Below are 17,042 nucleotides of genomic sequence, written 5' to 3' on the forward strand. Positions count from 1 at the left end.
GAAACAAAACATATTTCAAGTGGATTATACCACGGAAAGAGGAAAGATATGGAGCCATCAAAGATTGAAATCACAAACTTACGTGATGATGAAGAAAATATCAAAGTTGAAGCAATTAATATGTCGAGAAATGATTTGATGTTTGGACTGGTGTGTTCAGGAATGATTATTGCGAAGAAAACGGGGCTTTCACGTGAAGAGTGTCTGAATGCGGTACAGCGCTTAGCTGAGGAATACGAATCTAACTTATCCGTAGGTTACAAAGAGGTGCTTGCCGATGACTGATTCGTTAGTACTTGCGGAGCCGCTCATCGATGTCACCCCATCGCCAATCATTATTAAGAACGAAAAGGCAGTAGCCCAGGCAGTCGATGAACTGGTTGCCAAGTACGGTCGTGATTTTGTGGTCACAGCGGATAATGTGGCAGATACCAAGAAGATGCGGGCTGAGCTGAACAAGGTTGCTAAGTCAATCAACGATCGCCGGCTAGAAGTAAAGCGAGCTTATGAGAAACCAGCGGCCGCCTTCGATGAGACCATGAATGGTTACAAGAAAAAGATTCAAGCTATTCTAGTTCCCTTGGATGACAAGATTGAAGCAGTTGAGAGCGAAGAGCGACAAGTACGGCGCATGGCAGTTGACTCGGTGATTCTTGAGATGGCGGGAAACTACAATATTTCGGCGACCGACATTGAAATACGTCCGTCATGGCTAAATAAGTCAGCTATTACTAAGAGCGGTAAGGTCACAAAGAAGGTTATCGACGAGATTGCTGCCGACATGACTCAGCTGAAGAAGGACCACGACCAGCGTGCTGCTGACGTTCAGACCATTAAGCTGTATGCCGACAACAAAGGCATTGAGCCCTCTGGCTGGATTGTCCAGCTAGGCCGTGGGGCGACAGTGACTGAGATACTAGTTGGTATTGACCATGCCGCAGAGCAGGCAGCCCAGAAAGCTCATGAGGAAGCGGAACGGAAACGCAAAGCCGACGAGACCGCTAAGGCAGTGGCCGCTACGCACCAGACAATGCATAACGGTGAACTGGTCGATACCGAGACGGGAGAAGCGGTGTTGCTATCCACAACGTTGAAGCTTACCGGGACACACGCACAGTTGTTAGCCCTACGGCATTGGATTGATGAGAACGGAATTAAGTATGAAAGGGTGGCCAATTAAATGGCAAAAATTGTAAAAGCCAAGCGCCAAAAGATTAAGGTCCCCATCTTAGTTATGGGCGCCAGTGGTTCAGGTAAAACCATCGGATCGTTGTTGGTGGCTAAGGGGATGATGGAACGTATGTACCCGGATGCCAGTAATGAAGACCAGTGGGATAAGGTCGGTGTCATTGATACGGAACACAAGCGTACCAACTTGTACGTGGACACAGAACACGATGGTGTTCGAATCGGTGAGTTTCCCAAGGTTGATTTAAGTGCACCGTTTGATGCGGCACACTACCTTGATGCTTTCCGGAGCCTCCAAGAATATGGATGTCAGGTCATCATTATTGACGGTATTTCCAACGCCTGGAGTGATGAAGGTGGTGTCATGCAACAAGTGGATGACAATGGTGGCGGAATGCAAGGGTGGAAGAATGTAGCTCCTGAACAGCGCAACTTTTTAAAACTACTCACTAACCAGGATGTTCACGTCATTGCCACGGTCCGTAGTAAACAGGGGGTTGAGGTAACCACTGATGACAACGGAAAAATCCAAGTCGAGAAGGTGGGCTTGAAGATGGAGCAAAAGGATTCCTTGGAATATGAGTTTGCTATCGCTTTCCAGGTGTACGAGAACCACCGAGCCCAAGCCACTAAGGATAACTCCTCCATCTTTACTAATGCCGACCCACTTAGCCGTGAGACCGGGCATAAGATTTACGACTGGGCCGAAAAAGGTACTGACGTCAAGGCAGAGGAACATAAACAAGTCGAAAAAGCGCTGGCCGCCATTATGGGTCTGGTTAAAGATAGCGAAGCTGGTCAGCTAGAAATTGAGCGGTCTACGACGAAGGTTCCGCTAGAAAAGTGGCCACTATCTAGCTTACGCAATCTATACGTGGCATTGAAGACCACTGTATCTAAGGAACAAGCAACTAAGCAGGATAAAGAAGAGCAACAAAAATCTGAAAAGGCAGGTAATTAATTATGAGCTTTGGATACGATGAAAAGAACGTAGGAATTGAGCAAGTCACCAATCCGGGGGAATACGAAGTGTACGCCACCAGCTTTGCAGATAAGCTCACGAACAAGACGCGAAATAAAATGGAGGTTTTGAATTACCGGGTACGTACCGACGTGGATCAGCCAGCTAAAGGGGCTGTAATTCAGTTCGATAATTTCGTGGCAACGCCCAAGGCGCAATGGCGTTTTAATGCCCTGACCAAGGCTACAGAGATGTACGAGAATGGGCATGACTTCGGGACCCCATCTAATTGGGCTGAAGAAATGCTAGGTAAACCGATTATTGTGGTTGTCACGATGGAGAAGGACTTGAAAGGCACGCTACGTCCGTCGGTTAAATCTTTCAAGGCGTCTAAGCACAAGCCAATGGCAGAGAACCCGGTCATCAAGTCACATAAGGACTTAGACAATGCGGCGGCTGGCATTCCGGATAACATGGGGTCTACACACGGCGCTCCCGCACCAGAACCCACTGATCCTTTTACTGGTAATGGTGGCGGCGTAAACATCAGTGACGACGATATTCCATTCTAAGCTAGGAGGTTAAACAATGTCAGACCAAGGATGGATTAAGTTGTATCGAAAGATTCAGTCGTCCTTCGTCTGGACTAATTCCGATCAGCTTAAGCTGTGGTTGCTCATCTTAATGAAGGCTAACCACAGCCAGAATAAGTTTTTATTTAATGGCCAGGAAATAGTATTGAACAGCGGACAATTGGTTACCGGGCGCGCCGCATTAACACTTGAGATGAATCAAGGTGTTCAAAGTGGACAGCAAGTGAACAGCACTTCTGTTTGGAGATGGCTTAAGAAATTCGAGAGTGAGCAAATGTTGGACATCAAATCAACCTCGAAATACAGCGTCGTTACGGTGCTCAATTGGGGTGAGTACCAGCAAAGTGAACATCAAGTGAACATCAACCGAACATCAAATGAACATCAAGTGGACACAAACAAGAATGATAAGAATAAAGAGAAGAAAGATACGTCGAGCAAACCAACTATTGATTACCAGAAAATTGTTGATTATCTGAATGCGGAAAGTGGCCACAAGTATCATGTCACCGATAAGACGCGTGGACTGATCCGAGCACGAATAGCCGAGAAGTTTACGGAACACGACTTTGGTTTAGTTATTCATTACAAGTCACTGGAATGGAAGGATAATCCAGATATGGCTAAGTATCTTCGGCCTAACACGTTGTTTGGAGCCACTCACTTCGATGACTACGTCAATGAGGCCAGAGCGGCACAACAGAAGCAGCCCCAGCAACGCCCCGCTGAACCACCGCACCTAACGACAGAGGCTGGTTCCGCCGGCGATGCCCAGTTACTAGCAGAATTGGAAGAAAAGTATAAACAGGAAGGGGATGTAGCCAGTGAACAGTGAAGTTGAACGGTCTATCATTGCGGCCTTACTGAAGCACCCTAAGAACATTGATTCTTTGGATGCCAACAGTGATTGGTTCATGATTGGGAATTATCAGACGATTTTTGAAGCCATTCAGCAGGCTGACAGTGAGTCGCTCATGATCATTTATGGGAAGGCTCGGTATTTATCCACCCAGATGACCATGAGCTTCCAGGACCTGGTTAAGCTGCGAGACAGCTCCGTCACTGATGCGAACCTTCCGGAGCTGGTCCGTGATCTACACCGTTTGAAGATTCAGTCTGATTTGCAGCAGGCGATTCGACAGTACCATGATGCGCCGTTTGCGGATAACCTGGTGAATCTGACAACGCTGGCGAATAATCTGGCCAATCTTGATGTGGCAAACGACAACGGGAAAATTGATGACCAGCTTAAAGAGTTGACCTATAACCTGGACCACCCAACAGAGACGGGCATTAAATCATATCCGCAACTGGATAAGTGCCTGGCAGGTGGTTTCTATGGGGGGATGCTTTTCACTCTGGGTGCGCGGCCGGGTGTCGGAAAGACGGCCTACAGCGTCAACTTGGCGGCGAAGATGTTGGCCGAGAACCCTGACCTTCACGTGGACTACTTCACTCTAGAAATGACTAAGCGGGAGATGGTCAACCGTTTCATCGCTAATCGCACTGGGGTGCCATCAACAACGTTGAGAAGTTCCGCTAGTACGCTTACGCCGACATTGAAGCAAGTGGTAGTTCAAGCCGTCAGACAACTAGGGAAGCTCGATTTGGCTATCTACGATCAGACGAAAACGTTGGGACAGATTACTAGTGTGATTCGGCGAAATGCCAGTGCGGCTAAGAAAAACTGTTACGTGGCATTCGTGGACTACATCGGCTTAATCACTGTACCAGCGATGAAGGAACGCTATTTGCAGGTTGGTGAGATCACCCGTGAGCTGAAAGTGATGGCAAACGAATTTGATGTTCCAATCGTAGCCCTGACGCAATTGAACCGGGGGATTGAGAACCGCCAAGACCGGGAACCGCAACTAAGTGACATCCGGGAATCTGGGTCAGTTGAACAGGATAGTAATGTCGTGGCTTTCTTGTCGCAAGATAAGGCAGTCAAGGACGTAACTAATCTCCTGGTGAAGAAGAACCGGGAGGGCTGGCAGGCAACGATCCCGTATCAGTTTAACGGGCGGACCATGAAGTTTCAGGAGTTGGATGTGAGTGCCGATGGCTGATGGATATATGACTTACCCGGAATATCAGGCCATTATGGCCGAGAATGATTGGCATGAGTCGCGGGCAGTCAAGCTATACCTGAATAAGGCCAAGCAATGCCATCGGCGCCGGTTGATGGTACGGGAAGCCGCGGAAGCCAACCCGGACAACCGAGCGCTGCAGGCTGTGTACCAGGAACTGGACGACAAGCGAGTCGAAAATGTATGGTTCGCTATCGAAACGGCCCAGGCTGAGGCATTACAAAAGTGGCGGTACCTGGAAGATGGGAGCAAGTTTGTGGATGCCCTCGTACAGGCATACCAGGGCGACGTGTCCCAGTACCCCCAGCTGGACAAAGCCAAGATTGATTATATTGAAATTTTAACCAAAGAAGAGCAAAGGCAGATTAAGAATGGAGATGACAATCTTGGAAAAAAGAAAAAACATTACTGAGAGGATTAGTCAGCTATACAAGAAATTTTCGAAGGACTCTCCCGATGAGGGTGACGGATTCTTATTATTCATGTACTTGATTGTTAGGAAATATGTAAACATTCCGATGAGAGTGCAAACATTCTATGATCATGAACGAAAATGTCAGGTTTTTGTAGCCGAGTTTAAAGTATCTGAGGGGGTGTGACGTAGTTTGGAACAGCCAACAGCGCTCAATCGGCGTGGAACGAAAGTTAAGCTAGACGGTTACACCTTCGACAGCCAAAAGGAAGCGGACTTCTACACACGGTTCGTTCGGGATAGCGGGCTGAAGTTTGAAGTCCATCCCCATTACACGTTGTGGCCGCTAACCCAATTACCTCGGGATGGCAGGCTGAAAGTCCCACGTACAATTTACTCGCCGGACTTCTTGATTTATGACGAGAACGGGCCATTGCATGTCTATGATGTTAAAAACTCATTTGGGGTATACGGGATTGACGCCAGCGTAAAGTTACGCTTCAAGTTGTTTGCGATGGCTAATGGGATTCCAGTCGAGGCAGTGGTGGTCAGAAAGCATGACTTTAAGACGATTGCCCAGGGGATTACTAAGCAACGCAAGCCAACTCAGCCACTAGTACGTGACAACCTACGATACGACTGGATCGAAGCAACGAATATTTAGGAGGTAGACGCCCATTGAACCTAGACCAGAAAATTTACCGGCGGTTCGTGCTCCTCAAATTCGAGGAGCGCCACTATGATCTAGCGGCGACGCTAGGCTGGTGCCAGCGGAATCCGTTAAAGATTAGTGACCCGGAACGTAAGGCCATTCATCGGCTGACTATCCGGCAGAAAAACGAAGTGCTTCAAGAACTTATCACAATGGCTTTAGCCAAAGGAGAAAATTAATCATGAATGAAATGAAAGACAACAGCGTAAAGTTTTACGGAACCATTGCCAATATGACCAATAAGAGTCGCAAGGACGGTAAGGTTACTGTCTTACGGATTGAAACGCCGTCACAGGACTTGCGCGGTCAAATGGAAGCCTTAGCCAATTCAGTTGATGATAGTGTTGAAATCACAGTGACACCTAATCAGACGGAATTGGATACTGACGAGGATGGCGAAGACAATCCAGATCAAACCGAATTGGATGTGGACTAGATGACAAATGATAAGTCAGATTTTGAGAAGGTGGCCGCCTATTTACTGGTGTTGTCGGTAGGCCTCGGCGTGTATCCCATGGCAATTGTAGGTGAGTTTATGCACAAATTAGACTATGGCGGTAAAGTCGACCGGGCGCTTGATCGAGGTGTTCCCGATGAAATTAGTCAGATATTTAAAAACTGGACGGAAAAGGACGAAGCCATGTTCTTGATTTACTTCGGTAGTGAGTGCATGGAAACACTGGGGGTGTGAGTATGACGGAACCACGTTATCTATCAGTTTTGCACGAAGTTGAATCCGAATACGGCAGTATTAGTAATGCACCACCTGAGGAGGTGATGCGGGTACAGAAAGCGGCTGGCGCTACTGATAAAGTGGCTAAGCGGCCAATGCGTGAACGTGGGAAACAGTGGAAACAATTCCTACAGGAGTTGGACACCGAGAACATGACGTCCTACGAAATCTTGATGCTTGCCCGGAAGGATGAACGTTTGTCTAAGAATTGGCATATTACAATAGGTGCAGTTTACCACGCTATGAAGAAATACGGCATTAAGTATAAGAAAATGAGTAAGGTGTGAAGATGATGGATGACATTGAAACAGTTTACTGGGATTTACGAAAAGAGCGCGAAAATGTTTATACTAAGCGGAATAACTTGGTCACTTTTCTGATGAACCATGGAGATGAAATATCTCCGGACCAACAGTCGTACATGCACCAGCAAGCGTCTGCCATGAATGCATATGTCAATGCACTAACCGGAAGAATAGAAGACTTGGAGAATCAACTTTGATTTTTTTACAAAAAAGCGTCCCAGCAAAGTGCTGGAACGCCGCGTGACCTAATTTATCTGACAACTAATTATATCACGGGGTGACGGTATTTTGGGACGTAAGGATAAAAGCAGATACGAATGGCTCCAAGAATATCTGGACTTAGAAGAACGCTGCCGTTACTTACGGTGGCAAATTAGGAAGGTGAAGCGTGAGGAAGAACGGTGGACGTCGGGAGACTTGTCTAAAATTCGGCTGAATGGCAAGTCGAGGGGATCACATGTCTTAGACCAGCTACCACCATTACAGGACGAATTAAATGATTGTGAGGCCGACCGGCAGGAACTACTAACATTAGTGGACTCCTTTCATGGGTACGAGCATGACTTCCTTAGGATGCACTACATCGAAGGTATGACGCTCGAAGATATTGCAGATGACCCAGAGTTCCCATACGGGATTGACTGGATTTACCATAAGTCGGCAGAATTGCATCGGACACTAGACTTTCTGGATCAATGGGAAACACACAGGGAAGCCTTTGCACGGCGGCTGGATACGGAAATTGGTGATTGTATACCATTATTCTGATGCACCTGTATTTTATCTGTACAGGTAGAATACAGTGGTTTCTAGGTTTCATGGGATTATATTGGTAACATCAAAAGAAAACAAATTGCGGTGGCGGAATAGGTAGACGCGAGAACCGGATTATGATTGGCCCACAACAAAAAGGCTCGGGATTACGACAATCATAATCATGTAAGGTGCAGATCCTTACCCGCAGTGTAGTCACGTTGGCCAGTGACTAGTATCATAGACAGCTATAGTCGGATTACCCCGTAAACGTGAAAGGGGCCAAGGTTCGAATCCTTGGACTGTCATTGGCTGGGTTCCAGAATGGAGTAACGGTTAGCCGCGAGCATCCCCATGCCAGAACCAGAGAGCATCTGTCTACCAGTGCGCACAGTAGGAAATGCGAGTTAGGGTTAAGCTGAAAACTTGTCATGTGCTTGTGGCGAAAAGGTAGAAACGCTAAAGCCTTACGGCGGTATTTGATGTCTGATGGTGAGCCGGTTCGACACCGGCATAGAAGTTGGTGCTTAGAATCAGATTAAGTGTAGGGTTCGACTCCCTGCCAAGCACGTTACCCGGTCACTACCTCCAAATAGGCCGGGACCGTGGACCATTAGCTCAATTGGTTAGAGCAGACGGCTCATAACCGTCCGGTTGTAGGTTCAAGTCCTACATGGTCCATTCAACGCCAATCCAATATTAAGGAGAGTGAAAAGCTCCCTCTCATAAAAATACGCCGGCGTTGATAAGTTATATTCCTTCATATAATCCTAGCAGTGATGCTAGGGTTTTTGTGTGAACGAAAGGAGCAATGAAGATGATTAAGAAAATTGGCAAGAAGCCAACCGGTACGATCTATTGGGACACGGAGGAAAAGCAATCCTACTTTATCCGAAATGGAGATACGCCAAGCTGGGAGAGTCAGCCAGCTAAACAGCAGCCTAAGTCGTTGGAGGATATGCGAGTAGCGGAGTTGCATAGCTACGCTAAGGATAAGGGTATTACTATCCCTGATGACGTGACTAAGAAGCAGGACGTTATTGAGTTCCTCAAAACAAATGGCTAAGAAACTGTGTGAGTTTCCTGGGTGTCAGAACGTGATTGAGCATGGTCGGTATTGCGAGGAGCACGGGTACAGCGATAAGTTTAAACGGGCAAAGAGAAAACGGCGGTCAGTCTATCATCACGACAACAAGCCGGTTTATCATTCCGATGAGTGGGCGAACGTCTGTATGGAAGTCGATTTAAGAGAGCACAACCAGTGTCAACGTTGCCATCGCATCGTTTATGGGAGGCACAAGCAACATCACCACATTATCCCGATTAAAGACGACCCAACACTTAAATTTGAACCGAGTAACATCATGTTGTTGTGTGACCGGTGCCACCCGATTGTGGAACACGAACAAGAAGACAAGCCACCCAAGGTTTACCCATCCTACTTTTAGATGAAGCCCCCCTCTCGAAAAATATTTTTGGAGGCGTGGGAAGGATAGGTTAGCATAGGGTCACGCGCGCAGTCCGCAAGATTTTTTAAATAGGAAAGGGGGTGTTTTCGTGGGGCGCAAAACTAAGCGACAAGTTGAGACTGAACAACTGGCTGAAAAGGTTGAAGCAGAGCGGAAACGCCTGCTTTTTTTGTTGCGCGATGCGGACGTATACAGCCAGATTCTTGATCCCTTGATTGATTCGTATTTGGACACGTTTGAAGTGTACGAAATCATGTACAAACGCTGGAAGGATAAGGGGTTTCCGGAGACACAGGTTTATGAGAACAAAAACGGTGCAAAAAACGCCGTTAAGCACCCTTTAAGCGTTCAGGTGGATATCTGGTCGGAAAAGAAATTACGGGCCTTAGATAAGCTAGGAATGACGAATAAAGCACTTATGCAACGAGTCGTTACCGGCGGGTCAACAATTGATACGAACACTGGAAATGCGGAAAGTTCTGCAAGCAAGCCGATTGATGAACTGCAAAAAAGACGTGAGAGGTGGCGGAAAAAGGCGTGATTATCGAACCGGAAACAAACTATGCCGACATCTATGCTGAAATGGTCAGCAAGACGCCCCGAAAATATCCAATGACGATTCGTAAGGCCGTTAAGCGCTATAAGCATTGGAAGCGACGCAAGGATATTTGGTGGGATAACATGCGGGCTAACGAAGCGCTAGACTTCATTCAAAGCTATGTGCATCACGTCAAGGGAGATTTAGCCGGTAAGCCAATCGTTTTAGAGCCATGGGAGCTGTTCGGCTTCGCTCAACTATATGGTTGGCAGAAGGTAGACGACAAAGGCCGGACGGTTCGCGCTATTCGAGAGGTGTATTGGCAAGTTCCCAAGAAGAATGGGAAGACACTGATTGGAACTGGAGCATTGGCCTATGCGATGTACGGTGAAGGGGAGGTTGGTGCAGACGTTTACTGTTGCGCTTCCGACTTTGACCAAGCACAGTATGCGGCCAAGCCATTTGGTGCGTTGATTGAGAATTCGCCAGTTCTGTATGATCACTCACAGATTTTCAAAGGGAAGGGCGGTTCAATTACTGGCGCGATTTATCGCTATCAAATTGACGGTGAGACTTTTGAGAACAGCTTTAAGGTGATGACTAAGAATACCGGTAAGATTGAGGGCTCTAATCCTTCATTCGTGCTAAATGATGAACTTCACGCCCAGAAAAATATGGAGCAGTACGACAATTTTAAATCTGCCATGTTGGAACGGGCGCAGCCAATTATGTTTAACATCTCAACTGCCGGTAAGGGGTCGAGTTCTGTGGGGATGCGCGTGTATAAGGAATCCAAGGATATTCTGGATAAGGATAATGACGATTCACGTCTAGTTCTCATTTATGAACCTAATAAGGGGTATGACTGGACGGACCGTAACGTGTGGCGGCAGGTTAATCCCAATATTGACGTGTCTGTGACGATGGAGGCCCTAGAAATTGAATTTAAATCGGCACAACGGAGCCAACACGGTAAAGGTGAGTTCCTGTCGAAGCACCTAGACGTCTTTGTTAACGGTGCAGAGAACTTTTTCACACGTGACCAGGTTGAACCTATCCTACAACCCGATAAAATGGGCGATTTAAGAGGTGAGGCGGCTTGGCTAGGGCTGGACTTATCGAAGACCACCGACTTGACCTGCGTGTCAATTAACATCCCCGCTTTTAGCGATGATGGAAAGCCAATTTTGAAGGTAAAACAACGGTACTTTATCCCGTATGACAACATTGATTATCGCGAGCAAGAAGATAACGTGCCTTACCGCAAGCTAGCTGAAGAGGGTTTCGTTGAGTTCTGTGACGGTAAGATGATTGACCAGGACCAGATTATCGAATATATCAAACAGCTCATGACGGACTATGATATCCAGCGAATCGCGTATGATCCGGCCATGGCGCAAAAGATGATTGAGAAACTGGAAAACTTAGGATTGGATTGCGTATCCGTTGCCCAGTACCCGACGGTGCTTAACGAAGTTATGGATGACACGGAAAGACTGATTTACGAGCATCGGTTGATTACGGACAACCCGCTACTGGTTTACTGCCTGTTGAACATCGTTGTCGTGACTAACATCAATGGATTAAAGGCGCCTAGTAAGACGAAATCCATTAAGAAGATTGATGGTGCTGCGGCATTCTTTGATGCACACAAGTTCACTCAATTTGAGATGGAGTATGTAGATCAGGACGGATTGGCGAACTACCTCAAAAATATTTACAAGTAGGGAGGTGAAAATATGGGATTAAGACAACGATTTTCAGATTTTCTATTCGGACAGGTTGAGAAACGAGGCTGGGTTGACGATTTGAAAGGCAATTATATTCGCTGGGGCACGCGCTTTGTGAACGATGAATCCATTATGCAGTCATCGGACGTAAACGAACTGGTCAATGACATTAGCAACCAGGTTGCGATGGCTGAACCGGTCGTGATTGACCCTAACGGCAACGAGCATACGTCACACGCTGTGATTAAGCAGCTCAAACATCCTAATAATTATCAAACCGGTTTTGAGTTTGCTAAATTACAGGTCAATACCTTGTTGCTTCGCGGTGAAGTCTTCCCAGCCCGTTTGAACAGTGAGTTGCATTTAGTCAATGATGTTAGTTATGACTTAAACGAAAGATTAGTTGAAACCTTCAAGGTTGGAGGGACGCAGATTCCTGGTTCGATGATTCGACACGTTAAGCAGGTCAACACAGACCCACTGCACGGCCGTGGACTTGCATACTTGGGTAAACGGACGTTAACGGGTGTCATGAATGCAGAGCAGGTTCTAACCGACAAGTATGCCAAGGGCGGCCTGTTGGCGTTTCCGCTAAAACTGGATAGCCATTTGAACCCAGCTAACAGCACTCAAAGTCAGCTGGTGACAGCAATCAAGGGACAATTAGAGGGTCTAGATAATCAGGACACTGTGAAGATGTTGACCCTCGGTAAGGGGTACGAAATTGATACACTAAAGTCCCCGGTTGAAGATGACAAGATTCTTGCTTACTTGAATGTGTATAAGAAGGACCTTGGCAAGTATCTAGGGATCAACGTGGATACCTATCAAAAAATGATGGAGACCGATGTTGAAAAAGCCATGATGTATCTGCATAACAAGGCCGTGCGGCCGATACTGCAAAACTTAAGTGAACACTACACGCAACTCTTCTTTGGAGACAATGGTTGGCAAGTCAAATGGAAGATTAATATTCTAGATTTTGTGCCATATTCAGTTAAGACCAACATTGGGTACAATATTGTGCGGACGGGGATTACTACGCCTGACGATGTTGCTAAGATGCTAGGGTTTGAACCGCAGGGCACACCAGAATCGCAAGCAATCTATATTTCTAATGATCTCACTGAAATTGGGAAAAAGGATGCGACGGATGATTCGTTGCCAACCAAGAAAGGGGGTGAAGACAACGAAAACACAAGAAATTAGAACATTCGATATTCGCAAGTTTAATAAACGTGATGGAACAGACGATGGACAAGACTTAACGGTCAGCGGCCATGCGTCTGTTTTTAGTTCACCAACGGATATTGGCGGTGCGTTCTTAGAGCAAATTGCACCAGGGGCGTTTAGCAAGACGTTGGCAGAAAATAGCGATATTCGATGCTTATATAATCACAACTGGGACAATATTTTAGGACGAACCAAGTCGGGAACATTGGAGTTGGAAGAAGACGAACAAGGACTGGCGTTCACTGTCACGTTGCCAAACACTAGCGTGGCCCGTGACCTTGCGGTAAGCATGACACGTGGGGATGTGGATAAGTGTTCATTTGGTTTTGTTCCGACAGCCGAAGAGTGGGACTTCACGAACGCTGATTATCCGACGCGGACTATTACGGCGGTAGATCTTTATGAAGTGTCCATTGTCACTATTCCAGCTTATGATGATACGGATGCTCAATTAAACCGTAGCAAGCTGGGACAAGAGAAAATGATTAGTCTAGTTGAAAAACGAAAGAAAATGATCAACCAAATTAAAGGAGCGCTCACTAATGAATAACAAGAAAATGATTGAAACTCTTACCCGAATGAAGGAACAATCTGAAACACGATTAAAGTCTCTGCAAACCCGGGCCGAAGACCCTAAGCTGACGGAAGAAGACGCTAAAGCCTTACAAGAAGCTGTGGACAAGGAAACCCAAGCTCATCAAGATGTACTTGATGCGTTGGCCGACTTAACCGGTGACGGTGGTGGCCAACAAGAAGATGGATCTGATACGGAAGATGAACCAACTGATCAGGGCGAAAGCGGCGGTACTGAAAATGGTGGTGAGGAATCCGAAGACCGTAGCGGAATTATCAATGAAGAAACCCGTGCGGGGATTACAAAGGCAATTCGGTCTGGCTTACAGTCCACTGGTAAGCTAAGCAAGGTTAAGCGTGATGAACAAGTTCGGTCAGCCTTTGCCCAAACGGTTATCGGTAAAATGTCAGCTGAAGAAGCCCGGTCCTTAGGTATCGTTGCTGGTAACGGGGCTGTTACGGTGCCACAAGTGGTTGCTGACGAAGTTATCACTTACGCACAAGAAGAAAACTTACTGCGGAAATATGGGTCAGTTGTAAAGACGTCGGGTGAAGTTAAGTACCCAGTTTTGGTTAAAAAGGCTGTCGGCAATGGGCACAAGAAAGAACGGGCTGACGGTGATCCAATCCCAGATGAAGCTATCGAGTTCGATGAAGTTCTGCTGGAACCAGCTGAATTTGATGCCTTGGCAACTGTTACTAAGAAGCTGTTAGCTATGACGGGATTACCGGTTGAAAACATCGTCATTGAAGAACTTACTAAGGCTTACGTGCGCCAAGAAGCCGATTATATGTTCAACGGTGACGCGGCCGACAATACCAACTTAGGGGCCTTAGCGAAGAAAGCAGTAGCCTTTGCGCCAACTGTTGTGCCTGACTTGACGGCAGCCGATGCCGGTCAAAAGGTCTACGATGCTTTAATCGAGATGAAGAACACGCCTGAAACGGAGACTATGAAGAACGGGCGATTCATCATGAATCGCGCTGCCTTGACGATGGTCGAAAAGATGAAGACGGCCGATGGATTCCCACTCTTGCGGCCACTCACACAAGCCGAAAACGGCGCTGGTGGTACTTTGGTTGGTTTCCCGACTGACGTCACGGACTTTGCAGATAAGAAGGATGCACCAGATGTGCCAGTACTTTATTTCGGGGACTTCAGCAAGTTCTATATCCAAGATGTTATTGGTGCGATGGAAGTTCAAAAGTTGGTTGAGCGCTACGCCGACACGAACCGAATCGGATTCAAGATTTACAACTTGCTTGATGGACAACTGGTTTACAGTCCATTTGAGCCAGCGGTTTACAAGTGGGAAGTGGCTACCACCGCTAAAGCTTAGGCGGTGAGGCCATATGAAACCAGAAGAACTGGTAGATGAATTTAAATCCCACATTGAGTGGGAGGATGATATGGACGACACCATGCTTGTCCATTACCTAAGTGCCGCAATGGGTTATGTGAAGGCGGCTACGGGACGCCAGCCCAAGCAACTTATCTTTATGGTTGCGGCAATTTTGAATGATTACCGTGTGCCGGAAAAGGAGATGGCGGGTGCGTTGGATTCTCTGACACCGTTCTTCATCCAGGAGGTTTACACCAATGGCACGACTGACGAACAAGCTTAAGCATCGAGCTAAGTTGCTAGTGTTGAGCCCAGGGCTTGATGAATTTGACCGACCTGCTAACGTGTGGAAGTCCAAACGAACACTTAATTTTCAAACACTGGGAATCACAGCTACCGAGAAGTATCAGAGTCTGCAAGCGAAAACGGACGTGGTCAAGCGGATGCGGATTCGCTACGACAAGACCATCACCCAAAAGGACAACCGTGTGGAAGTGGCGGGTGTCCCATTTGTGATCACTAGAATTTATGTAGATGATGACGGGCACTATATGGAGTTGAGTTTAAACTATGTTGATTGATTTCAAGGAATTTATTAGCCGGTTAAAGTCACTAGGCTTACCGGTTTACCGGGACCAGGCGCCGCCCAACACGGCGTTCCCATATTACGTGTACACCTACGTTGACGACTTGAACGTGCGGGCTAGTCAAATGCTACTTCACACGTTCCCGGAGTACCAGGTGTCGTTATTTACGACGGGTGTAGAGAACGAATTGAGACCGTTTAGAGTGAAGTTTGCGGACGTTCCTTTTGAGGGATTCCGGAACAGCCCAGCGCTAGTGAATGAAGCAACGGTCAATAACTTTTACACGTATTTGAGGGTTAGAGAATGAGTAGTAATGGGTTTGAGGACTTTTCAAAAATCCTAAGTAAAATCAAGGTCGATAAGGCGACAACGGATGGCGCGTTGCAAGCTGGAGCTGATGAATACGTTAAAGCACTTCGCCCCCGCCTACCTAGTGATCCAAGCGCTTCAATGGCGAAACGTTATGGGCCGATGAGTCGCAATCTGAAAACATTCAAACGGAATGACAGTGTAGCCGTGACGTTTGGTGATTCGTTCTGGTGGCGCTTCGTGGATAAGGGAACGCCGACAATCGCCGCGCAGAACTTTACTCGCACGACTTGGGATAGTAATAAGAAAAGGATTGGTCAGTTGATGACTAAGAAAATTATGAAAGAAATGGGGTTATAAGCTTGGTACAGAGTAATCAAGATAAAGACGCATATACATTAACGTTGGGGGACATTTTCTTTGTCCCGATGACAACACCAGGAACTTCGGCGACCGCACCAGTGTATGACAAAACGGTGTACCGAAAGACTATTGGTAAAAAGGTAGAGGTTAAGGGGAATGGGAAGTCCACGCCACTTTACGCATCGGGCGTTTTGCTGGCGCAAGTTAATCAAGAAACGTCGGAAGAAATTAGTATGGATCACATTGGACTGCCAACGGTCCTACTGGATAAACTGACCGCGGTCACCGCTAATAATGGGGTATCGTTTGCAACGGCGGATGCGACAACGCCAGCCGAATTTGCATTTGGTTTTATCGCCAAGCAATCAGATGGTGTTGACGATGCCATGTGGTTCCCACGTTGTTCGGTTAGTTCTGCGACTGAGTTAAGTTATGAAACGTCAGAAGATGAGTTCAAGGAACAAGATGTATCCATGACCATTAATGCTAGCGGGCTACTTAGTGGCGACCACATTATTTTCTCTAAGTACAGTTCACAACGGGATACCACTTTGACGGTTGAAGACTTTATGAAGCAAGTTGTTTATGACAAGGGACAGATTGCAACATTAGGTAAGCCGGACGAAACTGTGACTACGGAGAATTCGGGTTCGGAGTCAACGGTTACCGAGTCTGAAGCTTCGACTAGTGACTCTGAATCTAGCGAATCCGCAGAATAGGGAGGTTTTTAGATGGCAAGATTAAGTGACTTAGTTCACCTTAGCGACCAGACTTTCATCCACATTCAAGGCCAGAAGGTCCCGGCCATGCTAAATTTCACTTCGATTAACGCAATTGAAGAGGCTTATGGCAAAGGTTATGCACAGTTTGAAAAGGACCTAAATACCATGCTCAAACGGAAGGTCGTTAAGAACGACCGGAAGACGATGAATCTGGTTTGGTCATTGGTCTATGGCCTACTGATTGGTGGGGGCACCGAATGCACCTTTGATGAAATGAATCGGGCCATTCCGTTTGCAGACGTGCCAAATGTGGTCGGAGAAGCGTTGGCAATCATGAAGAAGCAAGGGTTCCAAGACGCTGATGCAAAAAAATAAAGGCGCCTAAACAAAAGAAGTCCCAGGGAGATAGTGAATTTCCATGGGACTTT

General features: G+C 46.8%; 25 protein-coding genes and 1 tRNA gene. All 26 read left to right on the forward strand.

The annotated features are described in order from the left end of the window. Positions 1-48 precede the first annotated feature (48 nt). The 26 genes from RIN67_RS01650 to RIN67_RS01770 all read left to right on the forward strand — a co-directional run bounded on the left by RIN67_RS01650 (position 49) and on the right by RIN67_RS01770 (position 16,989). Positions 49-285, forward strand: coding sequence for a hypothetical protein (locus RIN67_RS01650; protein WP_264999602.1), 237 nt, complete (start codon positions 49-51; stop codon positions 283-285). Beyond that, positions 278-1,180: a DUF1351 domain-containing protein gene (locus tag RIN67_RS01655; RefSeq protein ID WP_264999603.1), complete on the forward strand. Its 903-nt coding sequence runs from the start codon at positions 278-280 to the stop codon at positions 1,178-1,180. The genes RIN67_RS01650 and RIN67_RS01655 overlap by 8 nt, the downstream gene beginning before the upstream one ends. Beyond that, positions 1,181-2,149 (forward strand): AAA family ATPase, encoded by a 969-nt coding sequence (locus tag RIN67_RS01660; RefSeq protein WP_024748159.1) that lies wholly within the window; start codon positions 1,181-1,183, stop codon positions 2,147-2,149. Between the two features lie 2 nt (positions 2,150-2,151). Then, complete coding sequence (locus RIN67_RS01665) at positions 2,152-2,721, forward strand: DUF669 domain-containing protein (RefSeq protein WP_024748160.1); 570 nt, start codon at positions 2,152-2,154, stop codon at positions 2,719-2,721. 16 nt (positions 2,722-2,737) lie between these two features. Beyond that, complete coding sequence (locus RIN67_RS01670) at positions 2,738-3,577, forward strand: conserved phage C-terminal domain-containing protein (protein ID WP_264999604.1); 840 nt, start codon at positions 2,738-2,740, stop codon at positions 3,575-3,577. Then, a complete protein-coding gene (locus tag RIN67_RS01675; protein ID WP_264999605.1) occupies positions 3,567-4,811 on the forward strand; it encodes a replicative DNA helicase in 1,245 nt (414 codons plus the stop codon). The genes RIN67_RS01670 and RIN67_RS01675 overlap by 11 nt, the downstream gene beginning before the upstream one ends. Further along, positions 4,804-5,244 carry a hypothetical protein gene (locus RIN67_RS01680; RefSeq protein ID WP_264999606.1) on the forward strand — a complete coding sequence of 147 codons (441 nt, stop codon included), beginning with the start codon at positions 4,804-4,806 and terminating at the stop codon, positions 5,242-5,244. The genes RIN67_RS01675 and RIN67_RS01680 overlap by 8 nt, the downstream gene beginning before the upstream one ends. Before the next feature lie 193 nt (positions 5,245-5,437). Beyond that, the gene (locus tag RIN67_RS01685; protein ID WP_264999607.1) at positions 5,438-5,908 is read left to right on the forward strand and encodes a DUF1064 domain-containing protein; all 471 of its coding nucleotides are present in this window, start codon (positions 5,438-5,440) and stop codon (positions 5,906-5,908) included. A gap of 14 nt (positions 5,909-5,922) precedes the next feature. Continuing rightward, a complete protein-coding gene (locus RIN67_RS01690; RefSeq protein ID WP_264999608.1) occupies positions 5,923-6,135 on the forward strand; it encodes a hypothetical protein in 213 nt (70 codons plus the stop codon). A 2-nt stretch (positions 6,136-6,137) separates the two neighbouring features. Next, positions 6,138-6,392 (forward strand): hypothetical protein, encoded by a 255-nt coding sequence (locus RIN67_RS01695; RefSeq protein WP_264999609.1) that lies wholly within the window; start codon positions 6,138-6,140, stop codon positions 6,390-6,392. Then, a complete protein-coding gene (locus RIN67_RS01700; RefSeq protein WP_264999610.1) occupies positions 6,393-6,647 on the forward strand; it encodes a hypothetical protein in 255 nt (84 codons plus the stop codon). Positions 6,648-6,649: 2 nt separating this feature from the next. Continuing rightward, positions 6,650-6,976, forward strand: coding sequence for a hypothetical protein (locus tag RIN67_RS01705; protein WP_264999611.1), 327 nt, complete (start codon positions 6,650-6,652; stop codon positions 6,974-6,976). Between the two features lie 5 nt (positions 6,977-6,981). Beyond that, entirely contained in the window at positions 6,982-7,191 is a 210-nt protein-coding gene (locus RIN67_RS13350) for a crAss001_48 related protein (RefSeq protein WP_313826077.1), read from the forward strand. 1,163 nt (positions 7,192-8,354) lie between these two features. Beyond that, positions 8,355-8,428 (forward strand) — tRNA-Ile (locus RIN67_RS01710). A 136-nt stretch (positions 8,429-8,564) separates the two neighbouring features. Further along, positions 8,565-8,813, forward strand: coding sequence for a hypothetical protein (locus RIN67_RS01715; protein WP_264999612.1), 249 nt, complete (start codon positions 8,565-8,567; stop codon positions 8,811-8,813). 166 nt (positions 8,814-8,979) lie between these two features. Beyond that, a complete protein-coding gene (locus RIN67_RS01720) occupies positions 8,980-9,195 on the forward strand; it encodes an HNH endonuclease (RefSeq protein WP_235714950.1) in 216 nt (71 codons plus the stop codon). Between the two features lie 109 nt (positions 9,196-9,304). Then, positions 9,305-9,757: a P27 family phage terminase small subunit gene (locus RIN67_RS01725; protein ID WP_024748173.1), complete on the forward strand. Its 453-nt coding sequence runs from the start codon at positions 9,305-9,307 to the stop codon at positions 9,755-9,757. Continuing rightward, positions 9,754-11,481 carry a terminase large subunit gene (locus RIN67_RS01730; RefSeq protein WP_024748174.1) on the forward strand — a complete coding sequence of 576 codons (1,728 nt, stop codon included), beginning with the start codon at positions 9,754-9,756 and terminating at the stop codon, positions 11,479-11,481. The genes RIN67_RS01725 and RIN67_RS01730 overlap by 4 nt, the downstream gene beginning before the upstream one ends. 12 nt (positions 11,482-11,493) lie before the next feature. After that, a complete protein-coding gene (locus RIN67_RS01735; RefSeq protein WP_264999613.1) occupies positions 11,494-12,693 on the forward strand; it encodes a phage portal protein in 1,200 nt (399 codons plus the stop codon). Next, positions 12,665-13,267 (forward strand): HK97 family phage prohead protease, encoded by a 603-nt coding sequence (locus tag RIN67_RS01740; RefSeq protein ID WP_024748176.1) that lies wholly within the window; start codon positions 12,665-12,667, stop codon positions 13,265-13,267. Before RIN67_RS01735 ends, RIN67_RS01740 begins: the two co-directional genes overlap by 29 nt. Further along, on the forward strand, positions 13,260-14,630 hold the full coding sequence (locus RIN67_RS01745) for a phage major capsid protein (RefSeq protein WP_264999614.1): 1,371 nt from the start codon (positions 13,260-13,262) through the stop codon (positions 14,628-14,630). Before RIN67_RS01740 ends, RIN67_RS01745 begins: the two co-directional genes overlap by 8 nt. A 13-nt stretch (positions 14,631-14,643) precedes the next feature. Further along, a complete protein-coding gene (locus tag RIN67_RS01750; RefSeq protein ID WP_024748178.1) occupies positions 14,644-14,916 on the forward strand; it encodes a head-tail connector protein in 273 nt (90 codons plus the stop codon). After that, complete coding sequence (locus tag RIN67_RS01755) at positions 14,891-15,214, forward strand: phage head closure protein (protein ID WP_107740615.1); 324 nt, start codon at positions 14,891-14,893, stop codon at positions 15,212-15,214. Before RIN67_RS01750 ends, RIN67_RS01755 begins: the two co-directional genes overlap by 26 nt. A gap of 309 nt (positions 15,215-15,523) precedes the next feature. Beyond that, the gene (locus RIN67_RS01760; RefSeq protein ID WP_264999615.1) at positions 15,524-15,889 is read left to right on the forward strand and encodes an HK97-gp10 family putative phage morphogenesis protein; all 366 of its coding nucleotides are present in this window, start codon (positions 15,524-15,526) and stop codon (positions 15,887-15,889) included. Between the two features lie 2 nt (positions 15,890-15,891). Continuing rightward, positions 15,892-16,611 carry a major tail protein gene (locus RIN67_RS01765; protein WP_264999616.1) on the forward strand — a complete coding sequence of 240 codons (720 nt, stop codon included), beginning with the start codon at positions 15,892-15,894 and terminating at the stop codon, positions 16,609-16,611. Positions 16,612-16,623: 12 nt separating this feature from the next. Continuing rightward, a complete protein-coding gene (locus RIN67_RS01770) occupies positions 16,624-16,989 on the forward strand; it encodes a hypothetical protein (RefSeq protein ID WP_107740622.1) in 366 nt (121 codons plus the stop codon). Positions 16,990-17,042: the final 53 nt, after the last annotated feature.

The sequence above is a fragment of the Levilactobacillus namurensis genome (assembly GCF_032197885.1).
Lineage (GTDB): Bacteria > Bacillota > Bacilli > Lactobacillales > Lactobacillaceae > Levilactobacillus > Levilactobacillus namurensis_A.

Coding starts and splice junctions, on each gene's coding strand:
- RIN67_RS01650 (WP_264999602.1), top strand. CDS start 49: ATGGAGCCATCAAAGATTGAAATCACAAACTTACGTGATGATGAAGAA.
- RIN67_RS01655 (WP_264999603.1), top strand. CDS start 278: ATGACTGATTCGTTAGTACTTGCGGAGCCGCTCATCGATGTCACCCCA.
- RIN67_RS01660 (WP_024748159.1), top strand. CDS start 1,181: ATGGCAAAAATTGTAAAAGCCAAGCGCCAAAAGATTAAGGTCCCCATC.
- RIN67_RS01665 (WP_024748160.1), top strand. CDS start 2,152: ATGAGCTTTGGATACGATGAAAAGAACGTAGGAATTGAGCAAGTCACC.
- RIN67_RS01670 (WP_264999604.1), top strand. CDS start 2,738: ATGTCAGACCAAGGATGGATTAAGTTGTATCGAAAGATTCAGTCGTCC.
- RIN67_RS01680 (WP_264999606.1), top strand. CDS start 4,804: ATGGCTGATGGATATATGACTTACCCGGAATATCAGGCCATTATGGCC.
- RIN67_RS01695 (WP_264999609.1), top strand. CDS start 6,138: ATGAATGAAATGAAAGACAACAGCGTAAAGTTTTACGGAACCATTGCC.
- RIN67_RS01700 (WP_264999610.1), top strand. CDS start 6,393: ATGACAAATGATAAGTCAGATTTTGAGAAGGTGGCCGCCTATTTACTG.
- RIN67_RS01705 (WP_264999611.1), top strand. CDS start 6,650: ATGACGGAACCACGTTATCTATCAGTTTTGCACGAAGTTGAATCCGAA.
- RIN67_RS13350 (WP_313826077.1), top strand. CDS start 6,982: ATGGATGACATTGAAACAGTTTACTGGGATTTACGAAAAGAGCGCGAA.
- RIN67_RS01715 (WP_264999612.1), top strand. CDS start 8,565: ATGATTAAGAAAATTGGCAAGAAGCCAACCGGTACGATCTATTGGGAC.
- RIN67_RS01720 (WP_235714950.1), top strand. CDS start 8,980: ATGGAAGTCGATTTAAGAGAGCACAACCAGTGTCAACGTTGCCATCGC.
- RIN67_RS01735 (WP_264999613.1), top strand. CDS start 11,494: ATGGGATTAAGACAACGATTTTCAGATTTTCTATTCGGACAGGTTGAG.
- RIN67_RS01745 (WP_264999614.1), top strand. CDS start 13,260: ATGAATAACAAGAAAATGATTGAAACTCTTACCCGAATGAAGGAACAA.
- RIN67_RS01750 (WP_024748178.1), top strand. CDS start 14,644: ATGAAACCAGAAGAACTGGTAGATGAATTTAAATCCCACATTGAGTGG.
- RIN67_RS01755 (WP_107740615.1), top strand. CDS start 14,891: ATGGCACGACTGACGAACAAGCTTAAGCATCGAGCTAAGTTGCTAGTG.
- RIN67_RS01760 (WP_264999615.1), top strand. CDS start 15,524: ATGAGTAGTAATGGGTTTGAGGACTTTTCAAAAATCCTAAGTAAAATC.
- RIN67_RS01770 (WP_107740622.1), top strand. CDS start 16,624: ATGGCAAGATTAAGTGACTTAGTTCACCTTAGCGACCAGACTTTCATC.